Below are 17,858 nucleotides of genomic sequence, written 5' to 3' on the forward strand. Positions count from 1 at the left end.
GGCTTCGCTGTGGGCGTGGCGTGGGCATGAGGACGGCCACCGCGCCCGGCATGCCCGGGCGGCGCACCCACGACTACGCCCGCAACGGCATCACCAGCCTGTTCGCCGCGTTCAGCATCGCCGACGGCACCGTGATCAGCCAACTGCACCGCCGCACCTCCCGGTGCTCGTTCACCCCCGGGCGGCCCGGCGACCGCATCGCCGGCCAGCCGGTCACCGCCGTCACCCAGCCCGATGGCCTACCCATGCGCACACCCCTTGATCGAGGTGTTGCGACGAACACTGGAATCCGCCTTACCAGCCCGGGCCCGTTGCCGTCCTGGTTCCGCCCCGGCCGTGTGAGGAGCGAGGCGCCTGAGCTTGCGGAACCACCATCCCTGGCGGCCGCCCTACCCGTGGCTCTGGGGCGTGGCACCGACCACCAGGTGAGGTGGGCGGCGCGGGTGAGCGCGCCGGTTTCGCGGAGGGCTGGCATGACCGGCCCCGACGCCTCGAAGTACCGCTGCGGGTTGGCTCGGGTCGGGGGTCAGGCCCCCGTCCGGGGCCCGGCGTGGGGTGTGGGTGTGGGGTGGCGCACGTGTGGGCGGGGATGGCTGGTGTCGCCGGTGTCGACTACCGTCACTTTACGGTGAGGGTGCGTGGCTCTCGGCGATCAACACTGCCGGTGGGGGTGGTGGGCGTCGGTCGCATCGCGGGGCGAGGTGTGGGGGTTTTGGCCGCCGGGTGGGCGACGGGGTGGTGAGGTTGTCGCCGGCGAGGTGGTCGGGGCTGGGGTGGGCGGTCCGCGGGGCTGGCTGATCCGTACTGGGTGTCCTTGGTTCGGGAGCGGGGAAGGAGCGTTGCGCGTTGGTCGCCGCTGCTTTTTCGACTGTTGAGCTCAGTGAGAGTTCGTTGCGGGTTTTGGAAGGGTTCACCGGGGTGCGGGTGTCCCGGGCGAAGTTGCCGTTGTTGTGGGATGACATCGGCACGCTGGAGATGCTGGCGGGTCGGGTGCGTACGGTGCTGGGTCCGTTGCTGGAGCAGACGATCAGGGCGGTCCGGCAGGCGGGGGAGGGTGAGGCCTTCGACCGGTTCGTGGCGCAGACCGTTCCGTTCGTGGGGAAGATGGCCGAGACGGCCGATCTGATGCTCGCCGTGGTGGAGGCGGAGAAGAAGTTCTTCCTGGAGACGGAGGCCGGCAAGCGTACGGCGTTGGCCATGTTCTCCTTCATGCAGGCCGAGTTCGCCGCCGCGGCCGCGATGTGGTGGTGGAATCCGGTGGGGGCGGCGGCGCACGTCGCCGAGGCGCGGACGGTCATCCAGGTGGTCCTGCGGTCGGCGTTGGTGCGGTCGGCGGCGAGTAGCACGGCGATGCAGATGTTGTTCATGCCGGGTTCTGCGCTGCTGGCCGAGGTGTCGATGATGACCGATGGTTTGCAGTCGGGGGTGAACTGGTCGGCGGTCGGTAAGCAGGCGGCGTTCGCGGGGGCGGTGGCGTTCCTGGGCACGGTGGGCGGGCCGGCGTTGGGCAAGGTCGCTGGTGCGGTCGCGGGCGCGGTCGGCAAACTCGGCCTGTCGGACAGCACCAGGATGCTGTTGACCGATCTGTTGACGCGGCCGGTGTTGGAGACCGGCACGGAGGGGCTGTTCGGTATCGGTGCCAGCTTGATGGTCGATGGGTACTACGACACCGGCAATCTCGGTGCCGATCTTCTGTCCGGGGCGCTGTCGGGGGCGGGCGGGTCGGCCGCGAGCGGGCTCGGGCTCGTCGTGAGTCGCGCCGTGAACCTGCCCGGGTGCAGATGCCTCGCCCCGACTTCACGCCCGACGGAAGGCCGGTCCTGCCGGTGGCGCCGCCACTGGTTGGTGGAGACACGTCCACGGGGTACCGGGCTGGGGCCGATGATCCGAAGCCTGCGGTGACCGGCGGGCAGGCCCCGCTGCCGCTGCCGCTGCCGCTGCCGCTGCCGGCATCGAACCTGCCCGCGCCGAGTCTGGACCTGTCGGTGCCGTCGTGGTCGGTGCCGAGCCTGTCGGTGCCGGCCGTGCCGGTGCCGGCGTGGGTTGTGGCAGCGGGTGGGCCGGTGGTGGAGCGGTGGTATCGGTTCCAGCAGGATCTGGTGGATCGTTACGGTGGGTTGCTGGCCGGGGTGGCTCGGGCGGGCGAGAGCATGGCCGCGCTCGCCGTGCCGGTCGAGGGGGTTTTCGCCGGGTGGGTCGACGCCCGGCGGGGTGATCGGGTTGTTGCGGCTTTCCTGTCCGCGGTCGGTCTGCCCGCTGCCGCGCTGACCGAGGGGTATCTGACGGGTGTCCGGCAGCGGGCGGTGGCCCGGATGGCCGAGGCGTTGGCGTCCGCGGGTGGGCAGGTCCCGGCCGGGGTGTGGTCGGAGCAGGTCGCCGGGCTGCCGGCGGAGTTCGACCGGCAGGCGTTGCGCTCGATCGCGCACCTGGCCGTCCAACACCACATCGACCAGCACCTCACCGCCGGCACGCCGACAGGCCCCGGCACGCCGACCGGCGCTGGCACGTCGTCGGCCGCGGGCGTGCCGGCAGGCGCCGGGGCGGGGGTGCCGTCCGCCGCCGCGGTCGAGGTGGTCGAGAGGGAAACGCGGAACTGGGTGGACCGAAGCCTCGATGCGATCCTCGGCACCTCCGCGCTGCCCGCAGTGCTGCCCGCTGTGCTGCCCGCTGTGGTGGCCGGTCCCAACGCCGCGCAGGTCAGTGCCGTGGCGAACGTGGTCCGGCAGGCGGTCACCGACCTGCCCGCCCGTTTCTCGGCCGCGACCATTCCCGACATCACCGCACCGCACGCCATCCCGTTCCCGGCGGACACCCCGGCAAACTGGCGTACCGGCGCGCCGGCAGTGTCGGTGACTGTCGAGCAGCACACCGCAGCCGCGGCCAGCCTGGCAGAAAAGCAGTTCACCGCCCTGGCCCACCGCTACGGTGTCGACCCGGCCGGTCACGCGGCGCTGGTCACCTCGTTCCAGCGGGAGTGGGTGGACGGGTACCACACGGTGCTCGCCTCGGCCGGCGGCAGCGCGACGCCCGGGACCCCGGAGGTCGCCGGGGCCCTCGGTACGGTGCCGGGTGGTGCCGGCTCCCGTGTCGGTGGCATGTCGATCGTCGACGTCGTCAGCGTCGGTGATACGGCGTCGGTCAGTGACGTGTCCGTGGCAAGCGGTGCGGTGTTCAGCCCCGATCTCGGCTCCAGGGACACGGATTCGACCGGTTTCGGGGATACGGGTTCGATCGGTGACGTGTCGGTGCTGGACGAACCGGTCGGTGCCGGCTCTGGCGGTCTCGGCGAGCCGGCCGTCGCGGCTACCGGGTCGGCCGGGCAACGAATCCACGACCTCGCCAGCGGCGGCCACGGCCGTGCCAGCGACGCTCAGCTGCGCCGCCTCGCCGCGGACATCGGTATCCAGGCGGCGTCGCCGGACGGGGTCCTGCCCCGACTGTTCGAGGTTTCCAGGGACATCGTCATGGCGGACACGTTCAGCGGGGTGTACTTCGCAGACCCGGCGGCGGCGGATCCGGACGCGGCGGCGGCGGACCGCACGGCGGCGCGGGCGCTGCCGCGGGTGCGGGGATGGTTCACCATCGCCGGGCACCGGAACCTGGCCGAGCGGCTGGCTGACGATCCGGTGCGTCAGGCCTTGTTCCTCCGGATGCTCACCGCCTCGCCCGCCTGGCGACACGCCGTCGCGCAGGCGCGGCAGCGCGGCGGCGACGCACCCGACATCTTGCTGGTCTGGTGCGACGCGGCATGGCAGGGACCGGGACAGGTCACCTCCTTCGGTGAATGGCTGCGTACCCGGCTGCGCGCCCGGCGGCTGATGTCGTCCACGCACGAGGTGGACCAGATGCCCGGCGAGTTGCGGCCACACGTGGACGAGCCGGTGCGGTCGGTGTTGTTCTCGGACGCCTCGGTGGAGTTGTTCGGACCGGATCTCGTGGAGGCGGTACGGACCGCGGACATCATCGACAACGGCCAGGAACCCGGCGTCCGCTGGCCGGACCAGGAGGACTTCGCCGCCGCTGGCGGCCGGCACCGGTGGGCCGGCAACACCTCCCACGGCCAGTCGCCCGATCCAGCGCAAGACGGCCACCCGTCTGCTCCTGGCCCGGCGTCCGCGGCCCAGTGGATGTGGGGCCCGTCGCGGGATCCAAAGGCGGAATTGCCGGTGCCGGGCCCTGCCCTCGGACCGGACCACCCGCAGGGTGAGGACCTGTCCTGGCTGGACGACTGGGATATGTTGCCGATGCCCGGGCTGGCACCTGCCCCGCCGGCAGGCACGGGGCTGCCCTGGCTGCCCTGGCTGCCCGGGCCGCTGGACGCCCCGGACGCCCCCAGCGCGTCGGCCTGGCAGGCGGGGCCGGCCGCGCCGGCCTGGACGGCGGGGTGGACGGAACCGGGGTGGCCGGTTTCCGACATTGATGTGACCACCCACGGTGCTGGGATGTCCACCGACCCCGGCCAGCCGCGCGATCAGGCCGGCGACGGCGGGGATCTCGGCGACTGGGCCACCTGGCAGGGGCCGGACATGGACTGGCAACCATCCCTCGCGCCCTCCCCGGCGGTGACCCGCACCGACGCCGGCACTGTCCACGCCGGCGACACCCCCCATCACCCGGCCGACGAGCCACCCACCACCCCCGCCTCGCTGCACCCCGACCAACCCCAACCCACTGCGGGCAGCCAGTGGGTGCGCAACCGGAATGATGCCCGGACGCTGTTCGACCAGCACGCCGACCGCATCGCCACCACAACACAGCAGCGGGAACAGCTGCGGCAGTTGTGGAACGTCCTGATCAACCATATGGGCGCCGACGGGATCATCACCGTCAGCGAGTCAGCCCTCGCCGCGGCGACATCCACACCGCGGCCGACGGTGCATGACCGGATCGTGGTATTGCGCGGCCGTGGTCTGCTGCAGCTGGTCCAGGAAGCACGCCCTGGTGTGGCGGCGCGGTACGGGGTGACCGATCCGGGTCAGCCCCGGCAAGCACCATTGCCGGACCTTCCCGAAGGCAGCCAGTGGGTACGCAACCGGAATGATGCCCAGACGCTGTTCGACCAGCACGCCGACCACATCGCCACCACAACACAGCAGCAGGAACAGCTGCCGCAGTTGTGGAACGCCCTGATCAACCATATGGGCGCCGACGGGATCATCACCGCCAGCGTGCCAGACCTCGCCGCGGCGACATCCACACCGCAGTCGACGGTGCATAAGCGGATCGGGGTATTGCGCGGCCGTGGTCTGCTGCAGCTGGTCCAGGAAGCACACGGTGGCGTGGCGGCGCGGTACAGGGTGACCGATCCGGGCCAGCCCCGGCAAGCACCGGTGCCGGACCTTCCCGAGGGCAGCCAGTGGGTGCGCGACCCGGGCGAGGCCCGGGTCCTGTTCGACCAGCACGCCGGCCACTTCGCCACCACAACACAGCAGCGGGAACAGCTGCCGCAGTTGTGGAACGCCCTGATCAACCATATGGGCGCCGACGGGATCATCACCGCCAGCGAGCCAGCCCTCGCCGCAGCGACATCCACACCGCAGCCGACGGTGCATGACCGGATCGTGGCATTACGCGGCCGTGGTCTGCTGCAGCTGGTCCAGGAAGCACGCCCTGGTGTGGCGGCGCGGTACGGGGTGACCGATCCGGGTCAGCCCCGGCAAGCACCGTTGTCGGACCTTCCCGAGGGCAGCCAGTGGGTACGCAACCGGAATGATGCCCGGACGCTGTTCGACCAGCACGCCGGCCACATCGCCACCACAACACGGCAGCGGGAACCGCTGCGGCAGTTGTGGAATGCCTTGATCGACCGGATGGGCGCCGACGGGATCATCACCGCCAGCGAGCCAGCCCTCGCCGCAGCGACATCCACATCGCAGCCGACGGTGCATCGCCGGATCGTGGCATTACGCGGCCGTGGTCTGCTGCAGCTGGTCCAGGAAACACACAGTCGCGTGGCGGCGCGGTACGCGGTGACCGATCCGGGTCAGCCCCGGCAAGCACCGGTGCCGGGCCCTGCCCCCGAACCGGACCGCCCGCAGGGTAGTGAGGATCTGTCCCGGCTGAACCACGGGGATACGTCACCGAGGCCCGGGCCGGCACCTGCCCCGTCGGCGGGCACGGGTCTGCCCGGGCTCTCAGGGCCGCCCGGGTCGCTGGACGACCCGGACGCCCCCACCGCGTCGTCCTGGCCGGCGGGGTGGGCGGAACCGGGGTGGCCGGTTCCCGGCATTGATGTGACCGCCCACGGTGCTGCGATGTCCACCGACTTCGGCCAGCCGGGCATCGACGATCAGGCCGGCGAGGGCAGCGGGAACCTCGGCGACTGGGCCGGCGATGGCGGGAACCTCGGCGACTGGGCCACCTACGAGGTGGGCCCAGCCGGTTCGCTCGATGTGGACCCGGCCGATCTGCTCTATCTGCTTGAGGCCGTGGGCACGGAACCCGACCCCGGGCCGCAACCGATGGATCCGTCCCGGCCGCAGGCCCCGCTCGGCCCGACATCGTGGTCGCAGCCCAGCGGCGACCAGCCCAGCCAGTCCCCAGGGACTCAGTCGTTCCCGCCCGGACCGGGTATGCAGGATCCGGCACCTCAGTCGCCGATGCCCGGGCCGGCACCTGCCCCGCCGGCGGGCACGGGCCTGCCTGGGCTGCCAGGGCTGCCCGGGCCGCTGGACGCCCCGGACGCCCCCACCGCGTCGTCCTGGCCGGCGGGGTGGGCGGAACCGGCGGGGCCGGTTCCCGGCATTGATGTGACCGCCCACGGTGCTGCGATGTCCACCGACTTCGGCCAGCCGCGCATCGACGATCAGGCCCGCGAGGGCAGCGGGAACCTCGGCGACTGGGCCGGCGAGGGCGGGAACCTCGGCGACTGGGCCACCTACCAGGGGCCGGACATGGACTGGCAGCCATCCCTCGCGCCCTCTCCACCGGTGGCCCGCACCGACGCCGGCACTGTCCACGCCGGCGACACCCTCCATCACCCGGCCGACCAGCCACCCACCACGCCCGCCTCGCCGCACCCCGACCAACCCCAACCCCAACCCCAACCCACTGCGGACAGCCGGCGGGTGCGCGACCCGGGCGAGGCCCGGAGGCTGTTCGACCAGCACGCCGGCCACATCGCCACCACAACATGGCAGCGGGAACCGCTGCGGCAGTTGTGGAACGCCCTGATCGACCGGATGGACGGCGACGGGATCATCACCGCCAGCGAGTCAGACCTCGCCGAGGCGACATCCACACCGCAGCCGACGGTGCATCGCCGGATCGGGGTATTGCGCGACCGTGGTCTGCTGCAGCGGGTCCAGGAAGGTCGCGGTCGCGGGGTGGCGCGGTACGGGGTGAGCGATCCGGGTCAGCCCCGGCAAGCACCGCTGCCGGACCTTCCCGAGGGCAGCCAGTGGGTGCGCGACCCGGGCGAGGCCCAGGCGCTGTTCGACCAGCACGCCGGCCACATCGCCACCACAACATCGCAGCGAAGACAGCTGCCGAAGTTGTGGAACGCCCTGATCGACCGGATGGGCGCCGACGGGATCATCACCGCCAGCGAGCCAGACCTCGCCGAGGCGACATCCACACCGCAGCAGAGGGTGCATGACCGGATCGGGGTATTGCGCGACAGTGGTCTGCTGCAGCTGGTCCGAAAAGGTCACGGTGGCGTGGCGGCGCGGTACGGGGTGAGCGATCCGGGTCAGCCCCGGCAAGCACCGCTACCGGGCCCTGCCCTCGGACCGGACCGCCCGCAGGGTGAGGACCTGTCCTGGCTGGACCACGGGGGGACGTCGCCGATGCCCGGGCCGGCACCTGCCCCGCCGGCGGGCACGGGTCTGCCAGGGCTGCCCGGGCCGTTGGACGACCCGGACGCCCCCACCGCGTCGTCCTGGCCGGCGGGGTGGGCGGAACCGGGGTGGCCGGTACCCGGCATGGGCGTGACCGACGGGCACGGTGCTGCGATGTCCACCGACTTCGGCCAGCCGGGCATCGACGATCAGGCCGGCGAGGGCAGCGGGAACCTCGGCGACTGGGCCGGCGACGGCGGGAACCTCGGCGACTGGGCCACCTATGAGGTGGGCCCAGCCGGTTCGCTCGATGTGGACCCGGCCGATCTGCTCTATCTGCTTGAGGCCGTGGGCACGGAACCCGACCCCGGGCCGCAACCGATGGATCCGCCCCGGCCGCAGGCCCCGCCCGGCTCGACATCGTGGTCGCAGCCCAGCGGCGACCAGCCCAGCCAGTCCCCAGGGACTCAGTCGTTCCCGCCCGGACCGGGTATGCAGGATCCGGCACCTCAGTCGCCGACGCCCGGGCCGGCGACTGCCCCGCCGGCGGGCACGGGCCTGCCTGGGCTGCCCTGGCTGCCCGGGCCGTTGGACGCCCCGGACGTCCCCACCGCGTCGTCCTGGCCGGCGGGGTGGGCGGAACCGGGGTGGCCGGTTCCCGGCATTGATGTGACCGCCCACGGTGCTGCGATGTCCACCGACTTCGGCCAGCCGGGCATCGACGATCAGGCCGGCGAGGGCAGCGGGAACCTCGGCGACTGGGCCGGCGACGGCGGGAACCTCGGCGACTGGGCCACCTACCAGGGGCCGGACATGGACTGGCAGCCATCCCTCGCGCCCTCTCCAGCGGTGACCCGCACCGACGCCGGCACTGTCCACGCCGGCGACACCCCCCATCACCTGGCCGACCAGCCACCCACCACGCCCGCCTCGCCGCACCCCGACCAACCCCAACCCCAACCCACTGCGGACAGCCGGCGGGTGCGCGACCCGGGCGAGGCCCGGAGGCTGTTCGACCAGCACGCCGGCCACATCGCCACCACAACATGGCAGCGGGAACCGCTGCGGCAGTTGTGGAACGCCCTGATCGACCGGATGGACGGCGACGGGATCATCACCGCCAGCGAGCCAGACCTCGCCGAGGCGACATCCACACCGCAGACGACGGTGCATGACCGGATCGGGGTATTGCGCGACACTGGTCTGCTGCAGCGGGTCCAGGGAGGTCGCGGTCGCGTGGCGGCGCGGTACGGGGTGAGCGATCCGGGTCAGCCCCGGCAAGCACCGGTGCCGGCCCCTCCCGAGGGCAGCCAGTGGGTGCGCGACCCGGGCGAGGCCCAGGCGCTGTTCGACCAGCACGCCGGCCACATCGCCACCACAACACGGCGGCGGGAACCGCTGCGGAAATTGTGGAACGCCCTGATCGACCGGATGGACGACAACGGGATCATCACCGCCAGCGAGTCAGACCTCGCCGAGGCGACATCCACACCGCGGCGGACGGTGCGTGACCGGATCGGGGTATTGCGCGACAGTGGTCTGCTGCAGCTGGTCCAGGAAAGGCACGGTCGCGTGGCGGCGCGGTACGGGGTGAGCGATCCGGGTCAGCCCCGGCAAGCACCGCTGCCGGGCCCTGCCCTCGGACCGGACCGCCCGCAGGGTGAGGACCTGTCCTGGCTGGACCACGGGGGGACGTCGCCGATGCCCGGGCCGGCACCTGCCCCGCCGGCGGGCACGGGCCTGCCAGCGCTGCCCGGGCCGCTGGACGACCCGGACGCCCCCACGGCATCGTCCTGGCCGGCGGGGCCGGCCGCGTCGTCCTGGCCGGCGGGGTGGGCGGAACCGGCGGGGCCGGTTCCCGGCATTGATGTGACCGCCCACGGTGCTGCGAACTCCATCGACTTCGGCCAGCCGGGCATCGACGATCAGGCCGGCGAGGGCAGCGGGAACCTCGGCGACTGGGCCGGCGACGGCGGGAACCTCGGCGACTGGGCCACCTACGAGGTGGGCCCAGCCGGTTCGCTCGATGTGGACCCGGCCGATCTGCTCTATCTGCTTGAGGCCGTGGGCACGGAACCCGACCCCGCGCCGCAACCGATGGATCCGCCCCGGCCGCAGGCCCCGCCCGGCCCGACATCGTGGTCGCAGCCCAGCGGCGACCAGCCCAGCCAGTCCCCAGGGACTCAGTCGTTCCCGCCCGGACCGGGTATGCAGGATCCGGCACCTCAGTCGCCGATGCCCGGGCCGGCACCTGCCCCGCCGGCGGACACGGGCCTGCCTGGGCTGCCAGGGCTGCCCGGGCCGCTGGACGCCCCGGACGCCCCCACCGCGTCGTCCTGGCCGGCGGGGTGGGCGGAACCGGCGGGGCCGGTTCCCGGCATTGATGTGACCGACGGGCACGGTGCTGCGATGTCCACCGACTTCGGCCAGCCGCGCATCGACGATCAGGCCGGCGAGGGCAGCGGGAACCTCGGCGACTGGGCCGGCGAGGGCGGGAACCTCGGCGACTGGGCCACCTACCAGGGGCCGGACATGGACTGGCAGCCATCCCTCGCGCCCTCTCCACCGGTGGCCCGCACCGACGCCGGCACTGTCCACGCCGGCGACACCCTCCATCACCCGGCCGACCAGCCACCCACCACGCCCGCCTCGCCGCACCCCGACCAACCCCAACCCCAACCCACTGCGGACAGCCGGCGGGTGCGCGACCCGGGCGAGGCCCAGGCGCTGTTCGACCAGCACGCCGGCCACATCGCCACCACAACATCGCAGCGAAGACAGCTGCCGAAGTTGTGGAACGCCCTGATCGACCGGATGGACGACAACGGGATCATCACCGCCAGCGAGTCAGACCTCGCCGAGGCGACATCCACACCGCAGCCGACGGTGCATTACCGGATCGTGGCATTGCGCGACAGTGGTCTGCTGCAGCTGGTCCAGGAAGGTCGCGGTCACGGGGCGGCGCGGTACAGGGTGAGCGATCCGGGTCAGCCCCGGCAAGCATCGTTGCCGGCCCCTCCCGAAGGCAGCCAGTGGCTGCGCGACCCGGGCGAGGCCCGGATGCTGTTCGACCAGCACGCCGACCACATCGCCACCACAACACGGCAGCGGGAACCGCTGCGGAAATTGTGGAACGCCCTGATCGGCCGGATGGACGACAACGGGATCATCACCGTCGGCGAGTCAGACCTCGCCGAGGCGACATCCACACCGCAGCGGACGGTGCATGCCCGGATCGGGGTATTGCGCGACCGTGGTCTGCTGCAGCGGGTCCAGGGAGGTCGCGGTCGCGGGGCGGCGCGGTACGGGGTGAGCGATCCGGGTCAGCCCCGGCAAGCACCGGTGCCGGGCCCTGCCCTCGGACCGGACCGCCCGCAGGGTGAGGACCTGTCCTGGCTGGACCACGGGGGGACGTCGCCGATGCCCGGGCCGGCGCCTGCCCCGCCGGCGGGCACGGGCCTGCCTGGGCTGCCCTGGCTGCCCGGGCCGCTGGACGCCCCGGACGTCCCCACCGCGTCGTCCTGGCCGGCGGGGTGGGCGGAACCGGGGTGGCCGGTTCCCGGCATTGATGTGACCGCCCACGGTGCTGCGATGTCCACCGACTTCGGCCAGCCGGGCATCGACGATCAGGCCGGCGAGGGCAGCGGGAACCTCGGCGACTGGGCCGGCGACGGCGGGAACCTCGGCGACTGGGCCACCTACCAGGGGCCGGACATGGACTGGCAGCCATCCCTCGCGCCCTCTCCAGCGGTGACCCGCACCGACGCCGGCACTGTCCACGCCGGCGACACCCTCCATCACCCGGCCGACCAGCCACCCACCACCGCCCCACTGCACCCCGACCACCCCAACCCCAACTCGCTGCGGGCAGCCGGCGGGTGCGCGACCCGGGCGAGGCCCGGAGGCTGTTCGACCAGCACGCCGGCCACATCGCCACCACAACACGGCAGCGGGAACCGCTGCGGAAAATGTGGAACGCCCTGATCGACCGGATGGACGGCGACGGGATCATCACCGCCAGCGAGCCAGACCTCGCCGAGGCGACATCCACACCGCAGACGACGGTGCATGACCGGATCGGGGTATTGCGCGACACTGGTCTGCTGCAGCGGGTCCAGGGAGGTCGCGGTCGCGTGGCGGCGCGGTACGGGGTGAGCGATCCGGGTCAGCCCCGGCAAGCACCGGTGCCGGCCCCTCCCGAGGGCAGCCAGTGGGTGCGCGACCCGGGCGAGGCCCGGGCGCTGTTCGACCAGCACGCCGGCCACATCGCCACCACAACATCGCAGCGAAGACAGCTGCCGAAGTTGTGGAACGCCCTGATCGACCGGATGGGCGCCGACGGGATCATCACCGCCAGCGAGCCAGACCTCGCCGAGGCGACATCCACACCGCAGTCGACGGTGCATCGCCAGATCGGGGCATTGCTGCGCGGCAGTGCTCTGCTGCAGCTGGTCCGAAAAGGTCACGGTGGCGTGGCGGCGCGGTACGGGGTGAGCGATCCGGGTCAGCCCCGGCGGAACGTGTCAAGGGATTGAGGCCAGCGGGGTGTTCGCCAGCAACTGGGTCTTCGTCCCGAACTACAACAACGGCGCGGCCCCCTACGGCCAGTGGCCCGCCATCCAGCTCTGGTCCACCACGGCCTTCTTCAACAACAACAACGACTTCGCCAACGACGTCGGGTCGGCCGTGGTCGGCCGCGTCAACGGCTGGCGGATCTGCGACTACCTGGGCGGCCAGGGAATCGGCTGGAACTTCGCGATCGGCCAGTACCTGTACGCCTTCGGATACGACGGCACGGGGAGGCTCGTCGCCGAAAACGGCCCCACGTACGGCGGTGGGGGCGGCACCATCTACATGGTCAACTACATGACCGGCTTCTCGTCCGGCGGTCCCTGGCTGATGCAGTTCGACGGCAACTGGGGCTACATCAACGGACACAACGACTTCAAGTACAACAACCTCCCGCAGTACATGTTCTCGCCGTACTACGGCAACCAGGTGGCGAGCCTGTACAACACCGTACGGAACCTCTCCAGCTGACGGCCGATGTCGACGGGGGCCGAGTCGGGCCCGGCGTCCGTCCACATCGCGCACAACGCCAACCGCTGCGTCGACGTACGGGACTGGGTCTCCGGCAACGGCGGCAGACTCCAGCTGTGGGACTGCACGGGCAGCGCGAACCAGAAGTGGTCTCGCTACTGACCCTCAGCCTCGATCCACCGACGCAGTTGATGTCGTTCGCCGGTTGATCATGTTTGGTATTGGGTGATTCGGTGGGCGTGTGGGAGTCGCCGATCACGTGGTCGGCTTGCTCCGGGTGCGGGTTGTTGGGTGGGGGTGGAGTTGTGGCCTGTGGTCGGGCCGCCGGGGTTCTGCTGGTGGGTGTGGTCAGCCGGGTGTGGTGTGGACGGCGGTGAACAGGTTGTCGAACGCTGGCTGCCAGGGCCAGTGGTCGGGTAGGTGCAGGTGGATGGTGCGTGCCCGGTGTGCGAGGCGTGCGGCGACGTTGATGATCCTGGTCCGGATTGTTGCTGGCCGGGCGGTGGCGTAGGCGCCGGCGGCGAGGTGGCCTGCGGTGCGGGTGAGGTTGTGGGCGATCGCGGCGCAGGTCAGCCAGGCGTCGTTGGCGTTGAAGCGGCCGGAGGGCAGGTGGGCGAGGGGTCCGGCGATCAGGTCGGCGTTGACCTGTTCGATGATCGCGTGGCCGCGGTGCTGGGCTTCGGCCTGGACCAGGGTGTACGGGCTGTCGGTGAACACCGCGTGATACCGGTACTGGGGCACGAGTTCTTCTTGGCCGGGGATCTGTTGCGGGTCGTCGCGGCGGATGCGGCGCACGATCAGCCGGGCGGTCACCGCGTGTCGGGTGCCGGCGAACGCGGTGTAGGTGGTTTCGGCGATCTGCGCGTCGGAGATCCACCGTTGCTCGTCTTCGTCCCAGACGGCCTGCGGGTACTTGATGTCGACCCACTGCTGTTCGGTGATGCTGTCGCACGCGGCGCGGATCTTGCCGTCGATCCGGGTGGTGACCGAGAAGCGGACACCACGGCGCCGGCAGGCGCTGATCACGGTCTTGGCGTAGAACGCCGAGTCGGACCGCACGACGATCTCCCCGGTCGCGCCGCAGGATCGGGCGGTGGTGATCGCTTCGGCGATCATGCTCGCCGCACCTCGGGCGGAGCCGGCGTTACCCGCCCGCAGCCGGGTGGCCGCGATCACCGGCGCCGACAGCGGTGTGGACAGTGTGGCGAGCAGGGGGTTGTAGCCCCGCAGGTAGACGTTGTAGCCGCCGACCTTGGTGTGGCCGAAGCCTATGCCCTGCTTCTGCTTGCCGTAGACACGGCGCAGCATCGAGTCGATGTCGAGGAAACACAGCACGTCGGCGCCGGTCAGGATCGGGGCCCGGCCGGCCAGGCCGATCAGGGTGTCCCGGGCGACGGCCTGCAGTTGCCGTACGTGTCCGTGGGTGAACGTGCGCAGGAACGACCCGAGCGTCGACGGCGCGTACACGCTCGTGAACAACGACCCCATCCCACCGTGGCGGGCGATGTCGAGGTCGTCGATGCTGTCCGCGCCGCTGAGCATCCCCGCCACGATCGTGGCGACCTTCCCGGCAGGGTTGGCGCCCTTGTCCGTCGGCAGCCGCACCCGGTCGCTGACCGCGTCGCACAGACCGGCCTGCTCGGCCAGGCGCATCACCGGAACGAGGCCGGCACACGACACCAGATTCGGATCATCGAACGTCGCGCGCACCACCGGCGCGTCATGGCGTAATCTCACCTGCGAGGTGCCCTCTCGAACCGGCGGAATAGAAGCGTCAGAACTCCTATCCTTCCAGCTCAGAGGGCACTTTCTATCTCCGGGGTACCACCGCCCCGACACTCATCGGTGGATCGAGGCTCAGTGGCCGCGGTAGAGGGTGGCGATGTCGGCGGCGCGATGCCGCTGCACCACCTCGCGTCTGATCTTCAACGTGGGGGTGAGCTCACCGTTGGCCTCGGTGAAGTCGTCGGGCAGGATCCGGAACGTCTTGATCGCCTCGGCGTGGGAGACCGAGTGGTTCGCCTGGTCGATCGCGGTCTGGATCTCGTCGCGCAGGGCGGGGTCGTCGCGCAACTCCGCCACGGAGGCGCGCGGATGACCGTGCGCGTCGCGCCATCGGGACCAGGCCTGCGGGTCGATGGTGACCAGGGCGGCGACGTAGGGCTTCCCGTCGCCGATCAGCATGGACTGACTGATCAGCGGGTGTGCGCGGATCCGGTCCTCGACCGGGGCGGGCGTGATGTTCTTTCCCTCCGCGGTCACCATGATCTCCTTTGTGCGTCCGGTGATCCGCAGATAGCCGTCGTCGTCGAGGCTGCCGAGGTCGCCGGTGCGGAGCCAGCCGTCGGCGGTGAACGTCTCGCTCGTAGCCGCCGGGTTGTTCCAGTAGCCACGGAACACGACGGCGCTGCGGACGAGGATCTCCCCGCCGTCGGCGACGGCCAACTCCACGCCGGGCAGCGGCCGGCCGACGGTGCCGACCCGCATCGCGGAGGGCCGGTTCACCGCCAGCGCCGGGGACGTTTCCGTCAAGCCGTACCCCTCGAGGATCGTGAGGCCGGCGCCACGGAAGAAGTGGCCGAGTCGTTCACCGAGGTGAGCCCCGCCGACGACGGCGACCCGGCAGCGGCCCCCGAACGCGGCCCGCAGCTTCCGGTAGACCAGCACGTCGAGGAGGCTCCGCAGCAGCCGGAGGCCCGTCCCGGGACCGGGCGGCATGTCGAGGGCCCGGCTGTACCGCACCGCCACCTGGTCCGCGACGTCGAACAGCCACCCCCGGTGCCGCGCGGCGGCCTGCTGCCGCGCCGTGTTGTACGCCCGCTCGAAGACCCGTGGCACCGCGAGAACGAACGTCGGCCGGTACTGGCGCAGCTGCTTCAGCACCCCCCGGGCGCTGGGGCTGTGCACCATCGTCGCCCGGGTCTGCACCATCCCCACCTGGATCATCCTGGCGAAAGCGTGCGCCAGCGGCAGGAAGAGGACCGTCGACGCCGTCCGGTTGAACAGTTCGGGCAGCTCCTCGACCGCGTTGCCGACGTCGAGGTGGATGTTCCGGTGGGTCAGTACGCATCCCTTGGGCCGGCCCGTGGTTCCGCTGGTGTAGACGATCGTGGCCAGGTCAGTGCCGGACACCGCGGCACGCCGGCGTTCGACCGCCTCGTCGTCAACGGCCCGGCCCTGTTCAGCCAGTCGAATCAGGTCGCCGGAGTCGATCTGCCACACCTGGCGCAGCTCGGGCAGCCCGTGGCGTACGTCGGCCAGCAGCGCGGCGTGGTCGGCCAGCTCCACCACGCACGCCACCGCGCCCGAGTCGGCGAGGATCCAGGCCAACTGCTCGGCGCTCGACGTGTCATACACCGGAACGGTCACCGCGCCGATCGTCCACACCGCGTAGTCGACCAGGGTCCACTCGTACCGGGTGCGGCTCATCAGTGCGACCCGGGAACCCGGGGTCAAGCCTGCCGCGACGAGCCCGCGCGCGACGGCCAGCACGTCGTCGCGAAACCGTCGGCAGGTCACCACGGACGGGTCACCGGACGGGTGCGGCCACGACCGGGCGTCCGGGTCGGGGCGCCGGAACTGCACCGCGTCCGGGGCCCGCCGCGCGTTGTCCCACACCACGTCGGCCAGCCCCACCGACTCCCCGCCGGTGATCTTCGGCTCCACCCTGACGTTGCGCCGCATCGCGCTCCTCGGCTCTCCAGTGCGACGTCTCGCTCGTGTCGGCCCGTACCAAGGCCGCCGCGCCCGACGGCAAGCCCGTACCCGTGGCGCGGGAGGTAACCTCCGGCGCGCCCCCGGACCCGGTCGACAACGCGGTCGGCCCCGTGCTATCGGCCGATCACGTCGTCGCAGCTCTTCCAGTCCTGTTTGCCCATCAGGCGCTCGATGTCGGTGACGTCGTAGTCCTTCCGCATCGCCTGGCTGTCCGGGTCGTGGATCTTCATCGCCGGCTCCTGCCCGTGTGACGGTCGTCTGCCGCGCGATTGCCCGAGGCGACCGGCGGCAAACGGCCCGCGACATGATCCGCGGCGCCCGTGTTCCCGGCCACCGGGTGGCCTGGTGGATGCCGGGGCCGACCAGCACGACCCGGACCGGACCGTACCGTTTTCGGACGATCCGACCGATGTCGGTCCATCCGGCGCCGGTCATGCCGGGGGAGGGGAGGTGCGGCGGGTGGGATCGCCGAGGCGTGCCGAAGCCGCGCTTGTCGTGCCCGCGGACCCGCCGCCCCGGTGCTGCCCGGGGTGGGCGCGCACATCGAGCCGGCCGGCGCCTCCCCGGCGCCGGCCGGTCCCGACGTGCCCTCCGCCCCCAGGCGGGCGGTGCGAGGGTCAGGACGGCCCGCGGTGGTTCGCCCGACCGCCCGGCGGTAGGTCGCTCGCCGCTGTGGCGAGGGCCGTCCCAAACCCGTGCGGGCCGGCACGGCGTCCGGGTTGAAGCCCTCGAACGCCTGCGCGGACCGGGCGCCGATCGCCCAGAACAGGCGCAGCGCGAGCAGCGGGATCAGCGACAGCAGGGCCAGGCGGGGGCCCATGGGCAGGGTGGCGAGCCAGGACAGCCACGGGCGGTCGGCGCGGCACTGGACATACGGCACGCACTGCCAGCCGACGAGGTTCATCGTGACGCCGACGATCCCGAGCACGAAGGAGACGGTGAGGCTGCCGGCGAGCACGCGGCACAGCGCGCCCAGGAGCCCGAACCGGTCGGCCGGCGTCGGGCGCAGCCAGACCGCGAGGTTGCCGAGCATGAACGGCAACAGCAGCAGCATGGAGGCCGTGCGGACGGCCGCCCCCGCCGTCAGGGCACCCCAGCGGTACGCCTCGACGGCGACTCCCGGGACGGCGCCGCCGGCCGCGCCGGTCCCCGCGCGGGGGCGGTAGAAGCCGGCGTGCCGGTCGCCGGCGACCCGCACCACGATCGGGTGGTCGAGGATCTTGTCGGCCGACGCGCCGGACACCCCGTGCACGCGCAGTTCGACGGCTTCACCCTCTGGTGCTCTGCCCACGCGGTCAGGGTCACAGATAAGCAGGCCTTCCG

Annotated in this window: 9 protein-coding genes; 5 read left to right on the plus strand and 4 right to left on the minus strand. The window is 71.9% G+C overall.

The genetic code is table 11. The features are described from left to right. Window positions 1–73: 73 nt before the first annotated feature. On the minus strand, window positions 74–247 hold the full coding sequence (locus JD77_RS32440; protein WP_170286314.1) for a hypothetical protein: 174 nt from the start codon (window positions 245–247) through the stop codon (window positions 74–76). A 644-nt stretch (window positions 248–891) separates the two neighbouring features. On the opposite strand from JD77_RS32440, the gene JD77_RS23445 reads away from it, so the two are divergent. The 5 genes from JD77_RS23445 to JD77_RS23460 are packed head-to-tail and all read left to right on the plus strand — an operon-like array spanning window position 892 to window position 12,980. Further along, window positions 892–1,902, plus strand: coding sequence for a hypothetical protein (locus JD77_RS23445; protein ID WP_145776200.1), 1,011 nt, complete (start codon window positions 892–894; stop codon window positions 1,900–1,902). After that, window positions 1,899–11,762: a hypothetical protein gene (locus JD77_RS32445; protein ID WP_170286521.1), complete on the plus strand. Its 9,864-nt coding sequence runs from the start codon at window positions 1,899–1,901 to the stop codon at window positions 11,760–11,762. The genes JD77_RS23445 and JD77_RS32445 overlap by 4 nt, the downstream gene beginning before the upstream one ends. Beyond that, window positions 11,657–12,313, plus strand: coding sequence for a helix-turn-helix domain-containing protein (locus tag JD77_RS23450; RefSeq protein WP_145776201.1), 657 nt, complete (start codon window positions 11,657–11,659; stop codon window positions 12,311–12,313). The genes JD77_RS32445 and JD77_RS23450 overlap by 106 nt, the downstream gene beginning before the upstream one ends. Before the next feature lie 10 nt (window positions 12,314–12,323). Beyond that, window positions 12,324–12,818: a trypsin-like serine peptidase gene (locus JD77_RS23455; protein ID WP_145776202.1), complete on the plus strand. Its 495-nt coding sequence runs from the start codon at window positions 12,324–12,326 to the stop codon at window positions 12,816–12,818. Window positions 12,819–12,824: 6 nt separating this feature from the next. Then, a complete protein-coding gene (locus JD77_RS23460) occupies window positions 12,825–12,980 on the plus strand; it encodes an RICIN domain-containing protein (protein ID WP_145776203.1) in 156 nt (51 codons plus the stop codon). 186 nt (window positions 12,981–13,166) lie between these two features. Here the strand turns inward: JD77_RS23460 and JD77_RS23465 are convergent, their stop codons facing one another. From JD77_RS23465 to JD77_RS33990, 3 genes are all read right to left on the minus strand, one after another. Beyond that, entirely contained in the window at window positions 13,167–14,555 is a 1,389-nt protein-coding gene (locus tag JD77_RS23465) for an IS1380 family transposase (RefSeq protein ID WP_145776204.1), read from the minus strand. 120 nt (window positions 14,556–14,675) lie between these two features. After that, window positions 14,676–16,502 carry an AMP-dependent synthetase/ligase gene (locus JD77_RS23470; protein ID WP_145776205.1) on the minus strand — a complete coding sequence of 609 codons (1,827 nt, stop codon included), beginning with the start codon at window positions 16,500–16,502 and terminating at the stop codon, window positions 14,676–14,678. 259 nt (window positions 16,503–16,761) lie between these two features. After that, entirely contained in the window at window positions 16,762–17,826 is a 1,065-nt protein-coding gene (locus JD77_RS33990) for a hypothetical protein (protein WP_246140866.1), read from the minus strand. Between the last annotated feature and the right edge of the window lie 32 nt (window positions 17,827–17,858).

Origin of the sequence: Micromonospora olivasterospora (genome assembly GCF_007830265.1) — a bacterium.
Taxonomy (GTDB): Bacteria; Actinomycetota; Actinomycetes; order Mycobacteriales; family Micromonosporaceae; genus Micromonospora; species Micromonospora olivasterospora.